This window comes from Thioclava sp. GXIMD2076 (assembly GCF_037949795.1).
In the GTDB taxonomy this organism is placed as follows: Bacteria; Pseudomonadota; Alphaproteobacteria; order Rhodobacterales; family Rhodobacteraceae; genus Thioclava; species Thioclava kandeliae.
This window is the reverse complement of record NZ_CP149932.1, coordinates 478,644-493,160: the sequence shown is the minus strand read 5'-3', so window position 1 is coordinate 493,160 and position 14,517 is coordinate 478,644. Positions and strand designations below refer to the sequence as shown.

The 14,517-nt window shown below is 59.7% G+C and carries 15 protein-coding genes; 4 read left to right on the top strand and 11 right to left on the bottom strand.

Going from position 1 to position 14,517, the window contains the following annotated elements; translation table 11 throughout:
• Position 1: 1 nt before the first annotated feature.
• The 7 genes from WDB91_RS02455 to cysQ form a co-directional block, all read right to left on the bottom strand.
• On the bottom strand, positions 2-1,699 hold the full coding sequence (locus tag WDB91_RS02455; RefSeq protein ID WP_339113581.1) for a beta-1,6-N-acetylglucosaminyltransferase: 1,698 nt from the start codon (positions 1,697-1,699) through the stop codon (positions 2-4).
• A complete protein-coding gene (locus WDB91_RS02450; protein ID WP_339113580.1) occupies positions 1,696-2,706 on the bottom strand; it encodes a glycosyltransferase family 2 protein in 1,011 nt (336 codons plus the stop codon). The genes WDB91_RS02455 and WDB91_RS02450 overlap by 4 nt, the downstream gene beginning before the upstream one ends.
• A 155-nt stretch (positions 2,707-2,861) precedes the next feature.
• Positions 2,862-3,884, bottom strand: coding sequence for a glycosyltransferase family 2 protein (locus tag WDB91_RS02445; protein ID WP_339113579.1), 1,023 nt, complete (start codon positions 3,882-3,884; stop codon positions 2,862-2,864).
• Positions 3,885-3,912: 28 nt separating this feature from the next.
• Complete coding sequence (gene galE / locus WDB91_RS02440; RefSeq protein WP_339113578.1) at positions 3,913-4,899, bottom strand: UDP-glucose 4-epimerase GalE; 987 nt, start codon at positions 4,897-4,899, stop codon at positions 3,913-3,915.
• 1 nt (position 4,900) lies between these two features.
• Positions 4,901-5,806, bottom strand: a complete 906-nt coding sequence (gene galU, locus WDB91_RS02435; RefSeq protein WP_339113577.1) for a UTP--glucose-1-phosphate uridylyltransferase GalU — start codon at positions 5,804-5,806, stop codon at positions 4,901-4,903.
• Between the two features lie 336 nt (positions 5,807-6,142).
• On the bottom strand, positions 6,143-6,940 hold the full coding sequence (locus tag WDB91_RS02430) for a manno-octulosonate cytidylyltransferase (RefSeq protein ID WP_339113576.1): 798 nt from the start codon (positions 6,938-6,940) through the stop codon (positions 6,143-6,145).
• Entirely contained in the window at positions 6,940-7,734 is a 795-nt protein-coding gene (cysQ, locus tag WDB91_RS02425; protein ID WP_339113575.1) for a 3'(2'),5'-bisphosphate nucleotidase CysQ, read from the bottom strand. The genes WDB91_RS02430 and cysQ overlap by 1 nt, the downstream gene beginning before the upstream one ends.
• Before the next feature lie 123 nt (positions 7,735-7,857).
• On the opposite strand from cysQ, the gene WDB91_RS02420 reads away from it, so the two are divergent.
• Positions 7,858-8,679 carry an ABC transporter permease gene (locus WDB91_RS02420; protein WP_339113574.1) on the top strand — a complete coding sequence of 274 codons (822 nt, stop codon included), beginning with the start codon at positions 7,858-7,860 and terminating at the stop codon, positions 8,677-8,679.
• A gap of 87 nt (positions 8,680-8,766) precedes the next feature.
• On the opposite strand, the gene WDB91_RS02415 is transcribed toward WDB91_RS02420, so the two are convergent.
• The 4 genes from WDB91_RS02415 to WDB91_RS02400 all read right to left on the bottom strand — a co-directional run bounded on the left by WDB91_RS02415 (position 8,767) and on the right by WDB91_RS02400 (position 11,934).
• The gene (locus WDB91_RS02415; RefSeq protein WP_339113573.1) at positions 8,767-8,904 is read right to left on the bottom strand and encodes an entericidin, EcnA/B family; all 138 of its coding nucleotides are present in this window, start codon (positions 8,902-8,904) and stop codon (positions 8,767-8,769) included.
• Between the two features lie 101 nt (positions 8,905-9,005).
• Positions 9,006-10,160, bottom strand: coding sequence for an acetylornithine deacetylase (gene argE / locus WDB91_RS02410; protein ID WP_339113572.1), 1,155 nt, complete (start codon positions 10,158-10,160; stop codon positions 9,006-9,008).
• Between the two features lie 2 nt (positions 10,161-10,162).
• Entirely contained in the window at positions 10,163-11,347 is a 1,185-nt protein-coding gene (locus WDB91_RS02405) for a M24 family metallopeptidase (RefSeq protein ID WP_339113571.1), read from the bottom strand.
• Positions 11,348-11,451: 104 nt separating this feature from the next.
• Positions 11,452-11,934, bottom strand: a complete 483-nt coding sequence (locus tag WDB91_RS02400; RefSeq protein ID WP_339113570.1) for a MarR family transcriptional regulator — start codon at positions 11,932-11,934, stop codon at positions 11,452-11,454.
• Positions 11,935-12,194: 260 nt separating this feature from the next.
• Between WDB91_RS02400 and ectA the strand changes: the two genes are divergently transcribed.
• From ectA to WDB91_RS02385, 3 genes are all read left to right on the top strand, one after another.
• On the top strand, positions 12,195-12,704 hold the full coding sequence (gene ectA / locus WDB91_RS02395) for a diaminobutyrate acetyltransferase (RefSeq protein WP_339114438.1): 510 nt from the start codon (positions 12,195-12,197) through the stop codon (positions 12,702-12,704).
• A 51-nt stretch (positions 12,705-12,755) separates the two neighbouring features.
• Positions 12,756-14,039 carry a diaminobutyrate--2-oxoglutarate transaminase gene (gene ectB / locus WDB91_RS02390; protein ID WP_339113569.1) on the top strand — a complete coding sequence of 428 codons (1,284 nt, stop codon included), beginning with the start codon at positions 12,756-12,758 and terminating at the stop codon, positions 14,037-14,039.
• 64 nt (positions 14,040-14,103) lie between these two features.
• Entirely contained in the window at positions 14,104-14,511 is a 408-nt protein-coding gene (locus WDB91_RS02385) for an ectoine synthase (RefSeq protein WP_339113568.1), read from the top strand.
• The last annotated feature ends 6 nt before the right edge of the window (positions 14,512-14,517 follow it).

Below are 14,517 nucleotides of genomic sequence, written 5' to 3'. Positions count from 1 at the left end.
ATCACTTCAATAATGGAGCGCGCTTGCGGCGCGATGTCAGGGAGTCGGGAGAACTCACGATAGAGAAATCCCCCATCAGTTGCGGCTGCATGCCTTGGTTCTTGAGGTTCTGCAGGAATTGCCCGAAGCCGGTCAGGTCCACCATCTGTGGCATCTCGGTGATGCGGCGCGCCGAGCGCGGGCTGATCTCGTCGATGATGGTCTGCATATGCTCGGTCGGATTTTCCAGATATTCCTGCAGGTTCCAGAACCGCACCCGTGCCTTCACATACATAGACCGCAGGATCTCCAGCTCGGCCAGCTCGTTCTTCTGCAGCCATGCGGCCTCTTTGCGCACCACCGAAAAGGGTTCGGTCGAGCGGAAAAGCGGGATGGCCCAGGCGCCCGTGATGATCGAGATCTGCGCATTGGGATCGGTTGCGGTGAACCAGCCAAGCGCCTGATTGTCCTTGGCGCTCATCATGAAACACTGCCGCTCGCCGCGCGCGTTCCAGAGCAGGTTGGTCAGGAAGGCCTGCGGAGCATGGTCACGGATCTCCTTATTGGCGGGCAGGCAGCCGTTGAACATCGGGTCACGGCCCGCAAACTCCACCCCCCAAGGCGCAAAAAGCCGCCCGTGCACGCGTCCGGCCACATGTTTCGACAGCCAGCCCTCGAAATTCTCGTAAAGGTCGGAGAACCCCTGAAACAGCGAATAGGGGCCAGCGGTCTTGCCGTTCTCGTGGTCGCGATGCGGAAAACGCGACTGCATATAGAGGCCGGGTCGACCGCGCGTCCGGCGTTCAACCGCTTTGGTAAACAGCCGGTCGATCTTGGACGGGTTCGGCTCGGCAATCTTCTCGGCGGGTTTCTTGACACGCAGGAAGGTCGAATAGAGCCGGTCCGCCTTGGGCCAGATCTTGCGCGCCATGAAACAGTCCGAGCGGCGCAGAAGCTGCAGGTGGTCATCGTAGAAGATATGCGGTTTGCCCTGAAAATCGAATTTGGTCAGGGTGAGCGAGCGGCTTTCGATGGAGGTGGCATAGATGCGGGCGAGCGACTGGAAATAGCTCTCGTCGGGGATCCAGACCTTCTTGAAGTAGCGGTCATAGATGGCACGGTCCTTATCTTTGAGGATCGCGGTCAGGGTCTTGCGGGTCAGACACCACCATTGGCTGCCCATATGCGGCACGAGCCCTTCGGGAAGCTTGCGGTTCACACCCAGCCGGCGCTGGAGGGCGACGTAATCATCGAAGAGGCGGCGGTGTTTGCGCCACGAGAAGGGGAAGCGCAATGTGAAGCGTTCCATATCCAGCCCGCCCTGTGTCCAGCCGACCTCTGATGTGGTGACCGACTCGATGAAATCGGTCCAGGGACGGGCATCAAGGAAGGCGCGTAGCTCGTCGAGCGGGCGCAGCGGCAGGCAGGAGCCAGAGGCCAGATAGACATGGCGGGCGTCTGCGTGGCGGTCGAGCATCTGCTCGGCCCCCGCCTGCGCCGCGGCTACCAGCGACCATGTGCCCCATTCACAGGCGAAGCGCTCGCAGAACGAGACATGCGGAAACTCGGCAAGCGCCTTGACCATGCCATCATAGGCCGAGGCGGAGACGCGTTTGTCGACATGGATGACCACAGGAGCATCCTGCACCGCCCAGTGGCGGGCGACCTCCGCCGCGCGGTCGAGTGCCGTGTGGCACATCATGACAAAGCCCACGCTCATGCCCAGTTCCCCTTGGACATCAGGCCCAGAATTTCCAGCTGGCGCCAGTTGATGTATTTTTCGGACCAGCGGCACCACAGCTCGCCGTCATCGGCCAGCACTTCGGCATAGGCCTTATATTCGCGCGAGCCCGAATAATGCTGTTTGCGGGTGATCTCTTCCTCGACCTTGTCGTTGAGAACCGACAGGAATTTGGCATGGAGCAGGCAGCCTGAGGTCCGTTCGCCGCCCCATTCATCATAGGTCAGGTTCAGGTTGCGGGGCAGGGCCATATGGGTCGAGCTGAGATAGACGTAGTGCTTCTGCCAGCGGATCAGCGGGATCTTGTTGAGCGAGGGTGCCTGATCGGGGGCGTCGGCAAAGAATTTCCGCGCGCGTGGCCCGCCCTGTATCCACAGGTTCTGGTGCAGATGGTTCTTGCTGATCGTGTAATTGCCGCTATCGAACCAGCAGGCGATATCGAACGGGTTCTGGCCCTCCTGATAGGGCTGATCCTCGAGCCGACCCTTGGGATACATATCCAGCAGCATCGCCGGAAAATGCGGGATCTCGTAGGTATCAAGCCAGTCGGTCAGCGCATCGATCGTGCGGGTATCGCAGAAGGGGAAGATAAAGAATTCGTCGGGATCGACGGTCAGGCACCAATGCCCTGTGCCATAGCGGCGCAGTAGATGGTTGATCCAGTCCATCCCGAAGCGCGAGCGCCGGTAGCTCGCATCGGTGCGCCAGAGAGAGACATCGGGCTGGGCCGCGAGATATTCGCGTGAGCCGTCATCCGAGCCGTTATCGACCATGATGAAATGATGGCAGCCCATCTCGCGATAGTAGCGCAGGAAATAGGGCAGGCGGATACGCTCGTTGCGCAGGGTCACGAACACGAGGATATCATCGGGACGGATCGCGCGGGTTCTATCGGCAACAGAGCGCAGCTCGCGGCGTTTGCGGAACGCACGGAACAGGAACTTCTTGCGTTCCAGACGTAATTTATAAAGTTGCCTGACTGTCACTCAATCACTCGCGCCCGCATGTGGCTTTATTGCCCGATCTTCTTTTCAACAGGATTAACGGGCCAATATTTTACCATGGCATCTGTCGTCTGATGGCGGGTTGACCGGGTGCGGTCACGCTAGGCCATCTCGCGGTGGGGGTAAATAATTCGTGGTTAATTAGCTGTGGTTTCATCGGATTTTGTGCCCCTGCTGCCGCGCGTGATCAGGCCCAGAGCCTCGAGATGCGCGGCCGTGGGGCCCGTGGCGGTTGGCGGTCCTGCAAGAATCGGGTCATCGGTCAGGGCGTCGTAATACCGGGTGTAATTCTCGACATGGGTGAAATGCTGCTTGCGATGCTGGTCCTCGCGGGCGCGATCCATCGACGAGGCCAGAAACTTGCTATGCAGAAGGGCACCTGTCATCAGTCCATGCCGTGGATCGAAACCGCGGTTCAGGCGGCGCGGCAGCAGAAGATGGGTCGAGCTGAGATAGGCATAGCGCCAGTGCCAGCGCAGCAGCGGTGTTTTGTGCAGATGGGGCGCATGATCGGGCCTCTCACGGAAGAAGCACCGCTTGCGGGGGCCACCACGGATCGAGATGTTTCCATAGCGGGGCTGATATTCCCAATCATAGCCCCATGCGTCGAATGCGGTAAGATCATCGAGCGACAAGGCACCAGACAGCGGGCCTTCGGGATAGAGATCCAGCATCAGCGCCGCCATCACGTCCTGGCCAGCCGCATCGAGCTGGCGGGTCAGCGCGGGGAGGGGGGTTGTGTCATGGTCGGGATAGACAAGAAGCTCGTCGGCATCCACCGTCAGACACCATGCGCCCTGCCCATGGGCCAGAAGAAGCCCGTTGATCCAGTCCATACCGAAACGGGCATCGCGGTAGCTCGCACGTGTCTGCCACAGCCAGACGTCGGGTTGGGCGGCCAGATAGGCGGCGCTGTCATCATCCGACCCGTTATCCACCATGAGAAAATGGCGCACCCCGAGACGGCGGTAATGTTTCAGGAAATCGGGGAGGCGCTCCATCTCGTTGCGCAAACAGCAGAACAGCCGGATGTCATCCGGGCCGGCGGTAAATGCGCGCGTGGGCGGCGACAATTTTCTGCGCGCCAGATAGGCGCGCAGAAGGGCGTTCCGTCGTTTTTGTCGCAACCGGTATGCAGACCAGAGCGTGTGGGTCTGCATCGGACAGCACTCCTGACTGGGTCAGGAATTATTCTGCATATTCCGGCGCCTGATGCCAGCGCCATGCATCGGCAATCATGGTTTCCAGCTCGGCGCGTTTGGGCTCCCAGCCAAGGACATCCTTGGCCTTCACCGACCCCGAGACCAGAACAGCGGCATCGCCCTCGCGGCGTTCGCCCTCTGTGATCGGCACTTCGCGATTGGTGACATTGCGCGATTGCGCGATCACTTCCCGCACCGAGAACCCGTTGCCGGTGCCAAGGCAGAAGACCTCGGAGGGCTTGCCTTCCTCGAGCCATTTCAGCCCCAGAACATGGGCATCGACCAGATCCGAGACATGGACGTAATCGCGGATGCAGGTGCCGTCGCGGGTGTCGTAATCCGAGCCGAAAACGGTCAGAGCCGCGCGTTTCCCGGCAATCGCATCCAGCATCAGCGGGATCAGATGGGTCTCGGGCACATGTTGCTCGCCCACCTGCGCCTCCGGATCGGCACCGGCCACGTTGAAGTAGCGGAAGATCACCGAGCGCAAGCCGTGGCTCTTGCCGAAATCGCGCAGCATATCCTCGATGGCACGTTTCGAGCCGCCATAAGCATTGATCGGGAATTGCGGGGTTTCTTCATTGAGAACCACACCGTCCTGATCGCCATAGGTCGCGCAGGTCGAGGAAAAGACGAATTTGTCGATCCCCGCATCGATGGCGGCCTCGATCAGGTTGAGCGCGCAATTCACATTGGTCGCCCAGTATTTCGAAGGGTTCTTCATCGACTCGCCAACGAGCGAGAGCGCCGCGAAATGCATCACGGCGACAGGCTGGTATTTGGCGATTACCTCGTCAAGGCGGGCCCGGTCATGAAGATCGCCGACTTCGAGAGGACCGAATTTGACGGCCTCTTTCCAGCCGGTGGAAAGATTGTCGAAACAGACGGGGACATAGCCCGCCTGCTGGAGAGCTTTACAGGCATGCGAGCCGACATAGCCCGCACCACCCGTCACAAGAACATGTTTCGTCATATTATTCGGCAGCAGCCCGCATGGTCATGACATCGCCGAGATATTCCGCGAATTCGTCCTTGAGGTCGTCGCGCGCCAAGCCAAAGGCCACGGTGGCCTGCAGGAAGCCCGCTTTGGAGCCGCAATCGAAGCGCTGGCCGTTGAAGCGGTAGCCATAGACCGGATTGCCGGCTTCGATTTCCTGCGCGATCGCGTCGGTCAGCTGGTACTCGCCACCGGCGCCGGTGGTCTTCGATTCGATTGCGGCGTCGATATTGTTCAGGATCTCGGGCGTCAGGATATAGCGGCCGATTACAGCGAGATTGGACGGCGCTTCTTCCGCCGGCGGTTTCTCCACCATGCCATTGACCTTATAGGTCGTGCTGTTCACCTGATCGCAATCAAGCACACCGTAGGACGAGATCTTCGAGTTCGGTACTTCCATCGCGGCCACATAGTTGCCGGGATTCTCGTTATAGGCCTCGATCATCTGCGCGAGACAGGGTTTGTCCGCGGCGATTACGTCATCGGTCAAGATGACGGCAAAGGGCTCGTCGCCGATCATGCGGCGTGCGCACCAGACAGCGTGGCCCAGACCCAGCGCGCGACGCTGGCGGACATAGGCGATGGCGCCCGACGGCATGTTCGTTTTCTCGAGTTCCTCGAGGATTGCGGTCTTGCCCTTGGCGCGCAGCGAGGCGTCGAGCTCGGGGGCGTCGTCGAAGTAATCCTCGAGCGCGGACTTGCCGCGCGAGGTGACGAAGATGAATTCGGTGATGCCTGCAGCACGCGCCTCGTCGATCGCATACTGGATCAGTGGGCGGTCAACCAGCGTAAGAATTTCTTTCGGAATGGATTTGGTCGCTGGCAGGAATCGGGTTCCAAGACCTGCCACGGGAAAGACAGCTTTAGTGACCTTGCGTGTCATCAAGCACCTTTTTTGTTATCCGAGTGCGGAGCTGCACCCAATGCATGTTACTCAATGCTACACACGGAGTTTGGTTCCAAACAAGTCTGCGTGTGCGCATAAATTAATCCGGCGCGATTGCGATTCTGTCGCGGCTACCGGCCGGCTCTGTTGTTCAATGTGTTGAGATTTACCGATTAATCAAGTTAGCATATGGAACCTTCGGCTGAACTTCGCCATCTTTGCGTTGATCAATCAGTATATGAACAGGTTAACGTAGCGAAAATTTTAAGCAAAACAGTGGATCTTTGACTGGATCTTGGGGCGCATGGCTCGATACGCCATGCGCCAAAGCCGTCAGGCGAGTCCCATTTCGGCCATCATGGCCTCGATCCGCGCCACATCCGAGGGGTTGTTCAACTCCCAGAACTGCCGGCCTTTCGATTCGACCTCCACGCAGAGGATGTCATGGCCGTTCTCGAGGAATCGCAGCTGCTCGAGCCCTTCAAGCTGTTCGAGCGGGCCGATCTCCCATTCGGGATAGCGGGCCAACGCTTCGGCCCGATAGGCATAGGCGCCCACATGGTGGAAGACGGGGGTCGGCGCATCGGGGGCATAGGTCTGGCCGGTAAAGGGAACGACCTCCTTCGAGAAATAAAGCGCCTGATGGGCCGCGCCGAAAACCGCCGTCGTGCCGCCCACGCGGTCGTTGCGGCGGTCTTCCTTCAGGGCCTCGAGCATGGCGCCCTCACAGCGCAGCACCGGTGTGGCCAGATCCAGGTCACTTCCCTTGATGCCCTCGATCAGCGCCTCGATGAACCAAGGCGGCGTCAGCGGGGCATCGCCCTGCAGGTTGACCACATAATCGAACCCGCCACCCAGATTGGCATGGGCCTCGGCACATCGCTCGGTGCCATTGCGGCACTCGGGCGAGGTCATCACGACCTCGGCGCCAAAGCTCTCGGCCTCGGCCTTGATCCGGTCGTCGTCAGTGGCCACCACGACCCGCAGGTCGCCTTCCACCGACATGGCCGCGTCCCAGCTCCGGCGGATCAGGGTCTTTTTCTCGCCGGTCGAGCCGGTCAGCGCCACCAGCGGCTTGGCCGGATAGCGGGTCGACGCGTAGCGCGCCGGAATAACGATAAGGGTCGACATTATTTTACCAGCAGAACGCCCGGAGCATAGGCGATGAAGAAGGGATTGCGGAAGCCGTCCTTGCCATAGACGAAGGTCTTGTGCTCGTCGAAGGTGACCATGAGGCCACCCGCGCCGCGCAGGACCGCGTCACCTGCCGCCGTATCCCATTCCATAGTCGGGCCGAGGCGCGGATAGAGATCTGCCTCGCCTGTGGCCACCAGGCAGAATTTCAGCGAGGAGCCCGCCGAGGTCATGTCCTTCACGCCATACTGGCCGATATAGTCGTCGGTGGCCTGATCGCGGTGCGATTTTGAGGCCACGACCATCAGAGCGCGGTTATCGGGGGTGGAGACGGCAATCGGGCTCAACTCGCCCGGCTGATCCTTGTCGAAGCTGCCCTTCTCCTCGACCGAGCGCCCATCGGCCAGCGTATAGAAGAGACGCTTGATGGCAGGCGCATAGACAATACCCGCCTTCGGCACGCCATTCTCGACATAGGCAATATTTACGGTGAACTCGCCGCGACGTTTGATGAACTCTTTAGTGCCGTCGAGCGGATCGACGATGAGGAAGGTCGAAACCTCCAGATTATGGCTTGTAGCCTGCTCTTCGGTCACCAGCGCTACATCGGGGAAGGCCGCGCGCAGCCCGTCCGAGATGATCTTGTCGGCCGCTTCATCCGCCGCCGTGACAGGGCTGTCATCGGATTTGGATTTGATCTCGAAATCGGGGCCATCATAGATTTCCATGATTCGGTCACCGGCTTCGAGCGCCAGCTTGCGCATGGTGGGAACGAGCTTTTCATAATCCATGAGGTCTCCAATTCGTCGCGATTGCGGCTTATTACTGTCTAGCTGTCACAGTTATGATAGGGCATCAAGCAAACAGCAAGTTTTGCAAGACATATTGTGTCTTACGCGGCAGAGTGCGGGATTATGTTCAAAGCGCAACAGAGTAATTCAACGATCGGGTCGGGCTTCAGTCTTCTGGGGCTGATCTATCACGCGACCGTCCGCGAGCTGCGCAAAAGCCACGGAAACGCGGTCATCGGGCTTTTGCTCAATATGCTGCAGGTGGTGATCCTCGTCTTCACCTTCTACATCATGTTCGGTGTGCTGGGGCTGCGCGGCAGCGCGGTGCGGGGCGATTTCCTTCTGTATATCATGAGCGGGATCTTCCTGTTCCTGACCCATACCAAGGCGATGAGCGCGGTCTTCGGGGCAGAGGGCCCGACCTCGGCGATGATGAAGCACGCACCGATGACGACTGCGATCTCGATCTCGGCGGCGGCCCTGAGCGCGCTTTATATCCAGCTGCTCTCGATGATCGTGGTGCTTTATCTCTACCATGCCGCTTTCACTCCGATCACTATCTATGATTGGGTAGGGGCGATGGGGATGGTGTTTCTGAGCTGGTTCACCGGCGCCGCCATCGGCATGGTCCTGCTGGCGGCAAAACCCTGGGCTCCCGATGTCGTGCGGGTCATCCACCAGATCTATTCCCGCGCCAATATGATCGCCTCGGGCAAGATGTTTCTGGCCAATACCCTGCCGCATAAGATGCTGGTCCTGTTCAACTGGAATCCGCTCTTTCACACGATCGATCAGGCGAGGGGCTTTACCTTCATCAATTACAACCCGCATTTCTCGAGCTGGCACTACGCACTCTATGTCGGGCTGGCGCTTATGATGATCGGGCTGATGGGCGAATTCTATACACGCCAATATGCGTCGGTCTCTTGGGGAGCCAAGCGTTAAGCCCTTTTTCGGCGAGGGCTTTGTTCGGCAAGTAAAAGCCCCCGCGGCTGAAAGCTCTGCGGGGGCCTGCAGTTTGTCAGGATGCGCTTATTGTGCGGCTTCGATGGATTCACGCTGGACCACATGGCCTGCGGTCGTCACGTCCTGCCCGAAGCCATGCACGGTCGAGCAGGCGGATACGCCAAGCGAGGCCAGAATAAAGGCGGGGATAAGTAGTTTGGTCATGATGCGACTCCTTTGTCTCTGTCGCCATAACACACGAAAAACGCGCCGGTTCCGCAAGTTCCGTAATTATCGTAAATATTGCCCCATGAACGGTTTTCTGCCTATGAACGGTCGGATATCAGCCGATCGAACATGCTCAGGCAGGTTTGCATCTGGTCAAGGCTGACAAATTCGTCAGGCTTGTGCGCTTGCGCAATGGATCCTGGCCCGCAGATCACAACATCGGTGCCCAGCGCTTGAAACAGCCCCGCCTCGGTCGAGAAGGGCACACAGGACGCCTCGTTACGCCCTGTCAGGCCGAAGACCAGATCGCGCGCGGCATTCTCGGGCATCGGTTCCAGTCCCGCGACCTCGCCGATGGTTTCGGTGGTGATCGAGGCGTTGGGATGCGTCCGGCGCATCTCGCCCAGCAGGGTTTCGACATAGCCGGCAACTTCCGTTTTCACGAAGCTCATATCCTCCATGCTCACGGGCCGGAATTCCCAATCGAGAACTGCATGATTGGCAATCACATTATGCGCGACGCCCCCTTCGAGCCGTCCGACATTCAGCGTGGTCCAGGGCGGGTCGAACCGCGATCCGTCGGGCGCGCGGGCGACCAGATCGCTGCGCAGGTCGAGGAGTCGCCCGATATAGCGCGCGGCATATTCCACCGCATTCACCCCGCGCTCGGGGGCCGAGCTATGGCCCTCGAGCCCCGAGAAGGTCACGCTATACTCACAACAGCCCTTGTTGCCTTCGATTACCTGCATCTCGGTGGGTTCGCCGATCACGCATAGGCGGGGCCGCAGCCCGCGCTGGGCCAGAACCTCGGTCAGGGCGCGGGCACCGAAGCAACCGATCTCCTCGTCATGGGTGAAGGCGAAATGGATCGGCTGATGATGGGCTATCATCGCCAGCTCCTCGGCCTTGGCCAGACAGCAGGCGATAAAGCCCTTCATGTCGCAGGCGCCACGGCCAAAGAGCTTGCCGTCCTCCTCGCGCATCACAAACGGGTCCGAGCTCCAGTTCTGGTTTGCCACCGGCACCACATCGGAATGCCCCGACAGCACCAGCCCGCCATCGCCCTCCGGCCCCAACGTGGCCCAGAGATTGGCCTTCCTGCCCATCGGATCACGCAAGACCTCGACCCGCGCGCCTGCCGCCTCCAAGTGACGGGCGCAATAGCCGATAATATCGAGATTGCTCTCCGACGAGATGCTGGCAAAGCCGATCAGGTCGCCCAGAATCGCCTTCGCACGCTGGAGGTCCGACATGATCAGTCCTTCACGAAGAGCTTGCGCTCGATATTGCACAAAGGCTCGGCGGGGCCATCCTCGCGGATGAGGATGGTTTCAGTGGTTTCCATCCCCCAATCGTCCATCCAGAGCCCCGGCATGAAGTGGAAGGTCATCCCCGGTTGCAGCACGGTCTCGTCCATCGCGCGCAGCGAGACGGTATGCTCGCCCCAATCCGGCGGGTAGGAGCAGCCCACCGCATAGCCGCAGCGGGCAGGGCGCTCGATGCCCACTTTCAGCAATTCGGTATCGAGGGCGCGGGCGATGTCGCAGGCACGGTTGCCGGGGCGGGCGACCTCGATGCCGGCATTCAGCCCCGCGGTCAGCGCCTCGGCGGCATCCAGCATATGTTGCGGCGGCTTGCCCAGGTAAACCGAGCGGCAGAGCGGCGCATGATAACGCCGGTAGCAACCCGATTGCTCGACAAAGGTCATCTGGTCTTTCTGGAACGCCTCGCCATTCCATGTCAGATGCGGGGCCGAGGCATCCGCGCCGGATGGCAGCATCGGCACGATGGCGGGATAATCGCCCCAGCTGTCATCCTCGCCCTGCACGGCGGTCTTGTACAGCTCGCCCACCAGATCATGCTTGTGATAGCCCGGCTCGATCAGCTCGACCGCGCGGGTGATCACCAGTTCCGAGATCCGCGCGGCACGGCGCATGAAGCGCAGCTCCTCGTCGGATTTGATCAGCCGCTGCCAGTTCACCAGCACCGAGGCATCCACCAGCGTGGCCTCGGGCAGCCCCTCGGCCAGCACGGCATGGGCGCGGGCGGTGTAGAAATAAGTCTCCATCTCCACCCCGATTCGCGCCTGACCATGGCCAAGGATACGCAGATGGGAGGCGAGATCTTCCATCGGATGCACGGTGTCGGATTGAACCATGCGGTCGGCATACCAGCGGATCTGGTCGTCACTCATCCACACGGTGCGCTTGGCACCATTGGCATCCATCATCCGGCCCCACCAGATCGGGTCGCCTTCCATTGTCAGGATCACGCCCTGATGGGTGTAGAAGGACCAGCCGTCATAACCTGTCAGCCAGAACTGGTTGGAAGGGTTGGTGACAAACAGCACATCCAGCCCGCGCTCGGCCATGGATTGGCGCACCAGCGCGATCCGGCGTTGATATTCGGGCAGGCTGAAGGGGGCATTCTCGATGGGCATGGGATCTCCGTCTGAACCAGCAACGCGTCACTCGGGCGATGGTCCCATGGGACACCGCATGGAAGCGGGCGTCAAACGGAAATCTGCAAGCCTCTTCTAACGGCTTATTGTCGCGGCATTATATCGCCCGAATGCAGCACCGGAGAGGCATCCATCGCATTGGCATCGAGCATCGCGGCGACCCGTTCCAGCGAGGCTACGAGCTGTGCCTGTTCCCAGTCCTGCAGACCCTCGAATTTCTTCACGAAGCGCTGCTGCAGGGCGTCGGGGGCCTCGTCGAGCGCATGATGACCGGCCTCGGTGATGACGATATCGGTCTGGCGGCGGTCGATTTCCGAACGCTGGCGTTTGACCATTCCCTTGTCGACCAGCTTGTCGACGAGCGAGGTGATGGTGGCCTGACTGACCCCCATGCGCATCGAGATGGTCTTGGCGGTCGACCAGCCCTTTTCCGCCACGACTTGCAGCACGCGGAATTGCACGGGCGTCAGCCCGGCAGATTTGGCCAGATCCCGGCCAAACAGTTCGGTCGCGCGCAGGATACGGCGCAGGGCAATAAGACTCATATCGGTACGGTCGCTGCTCATACCGTCTCCATAACTGGTTAGAAGCTTCGAATGGCTTAATATTGCAGAGCTGGAGGCGGCAGGCAATTACGATCTCCTTTAGTTGAGCTAAGATTTTATCCCCATTTCACTTAGGGTACATAAGGGTTATTAGCAAATTATCGCTCTAATTTTCAATGTTGGAAAAGAAAATTACTTTGAATATTGAAATTTATGCTTCGATGATCTAATTAGATTAGCGAAGCAACTGAGGAAATGAAATCGTGCCGACAGTCGAAGTCATGAAACAGCCCAAGCTTACATTCCGGAAGCCGTCCGCCGAGGACGGATCAGAAATCTGGTCGCTTATCTCGCGCTGCAAGCCGCTCGACGAGAATTCGATGTATTGCAACTTGCTGCAATGCGACCATTTCCGCGACACCTGCGTGCTGGTCGAGAAAGACGGCGCGCCTATGGGCTGGGTCTCGGGCTACATCACCCCTTCGGCACCCGATACATTCTTCGTCTGGCAGGTTGCTGTGGCGCCCGAAGCGCGTGGTCTGGGGCTGGGCAAGCGTATGCTGTCCCATCTGCTCGACCGTCCCGAAGCGGCGCAGTGCACACGCCTGCAAACGACGATCACCAAATCGAACGAGGCCTCATGGGGCCTGTTCAGGTCCTTCGCCCGCTCGGCTGGCGGCGAGCTGACCTCCAAGGCACATTTCACTGAAGACGATCATTTCGACGGCCATGCGGCCACCGAGCATATGGTCACCATTACTTTCGAGGAAGAGGCAAAAGTGGCGGCCTAAGGGCTGCCCCCTCCTTCCATCATCCAGAAATACCAAACCCAAGAGGTTCTTATGCCGTTTGATAAAACAAACGATCGGTCGATCTTTACCCAACGCGAATCTGACGCCCGCTCCTATTGCCGTGGTTTCGATACCGTATTTACCCATGCCCGTGGCTCGGAGCTGTTCGATGCCGATGGCAAGCGCTACATCGATTTTCTGGCAGGCTGTTCCTCGCTGAATTACGGCCATAACGACCCCGATATGAAACAGGCGCTGGTCGATCACCTGACGGGTGACAAGCTGGGCCATGCACTCGATTTCCATACCGATACCAAGGGCGCATTCCTCGAGGTGTTCCAGGATCTGATCCTGCGTGCGCGCGATATGGACCACAAGCTGATGTTCATCGGCCCAACCGGCGCCAATGCCGTTGAAGCCGCAATGAAGATCGCGCGCAAATCGACGGGCCGCCAGAATATCATCGCCTTCACCAATGGCTTCCACGGCGTGACCATGGGCGCGCTGGCCGCGACCGGCAATGGCTACCACCGCGGCGGTGCCGGCATGATGCCGCAAGGCGTGACGCGTATGCCATTCGATAACTATGCCGATGGCGTGGATTCGGTGGCGCTTCTTGACCAGATGCTGTCGGATGCCTCGGGTGGGGTGGATGCGCCTGCCGCGATCATGATGGAAACCGTGCAGGGCGAGGGCGGTCTGAATGCCGCATCGCCGGAGTTCGTGCGCGGCGTCGAGGCCGTGGCCCGCAAACATGGCGCGCTGTTTATTGTTGATGATATTCAGGCAGGCTGTGGCCGCACCGGCACTTTCTTCTCCTTCGAGGAGATGGGCGTGACCCCCGATATTGTCACCATGGCGAAATCGGTCTCGGGCATGGGCTTGCCGATGGCGCTGGTTCTGGTGCGTCCCGAGCATGACGTGATGGGCCCTGCCGAGCACAACGGCACCTTCCGCGGCAATACCCATGCCTTCCTGACCGCGAAAACCGCGATCGAGAAGTTCTGGGCCGATAACGCCTTCCAGCGCCAGCTGGCCGATAAGGCCGTGGTGCTGACCACCGCGCTGTCCGAAGTTGCCGAGATGTTCGACGGTGCCTTCCTGAAGGGCCGTGGCCTGATGCAGGGTGTGGATGTCGGAACCGGCGAACGCGCCTCCGAGATCTGCGGCCTCTGCTTCGGGAAGGGCCTCGTGATCGAGACCTCGGGCAACGAGGATCAGGTAGTCAAGGTGCTGGCACCGCTGACCACACCGGATGCGATTTTCCGCGAAGGTCTGGACATCCTGATCCAGTCGGCCCGTGAAGTGAAAGCATCCGAGGCCGCTGGCCAATAACCCGGACTGGTGACTGGTGTAGCGTCCCCGGGCGCTTCCTTCCCAAAACCGATAGGAGATCAATATGATTGTACGCGATTTCAACGAACTGAAGCACACCGACAAGAACGTAGGCAACGAGCGCTGGACCTCGGTCCGCATGCTGCTGGCCGATGACAATATGAACTTCTCGTTCCATATCACCACGCTGGAAGCAGGCTCGGAACACGAGTTCCACTATAAGCACCATTTCGAGAGCGTTTATTGCATGTCCGGCACGGGGCGCATCATCGAGCTGGATAACGGCAACAAGACTCACGAGATCAAGCCGGGCGTGATGTATGCGCTCAACCTCCATGACCGTCACCGCCTGATCGCCGATGAAGGTGCGGATCTGGTCATGGCCTGCTGTTTCAATCCGCCGGTGACCGGCAAGGAAGTCCATCGTGAGGACGGCTCCTATGCGCCGGCCGACGAAATGGAGAAAGCGTAAGCCATC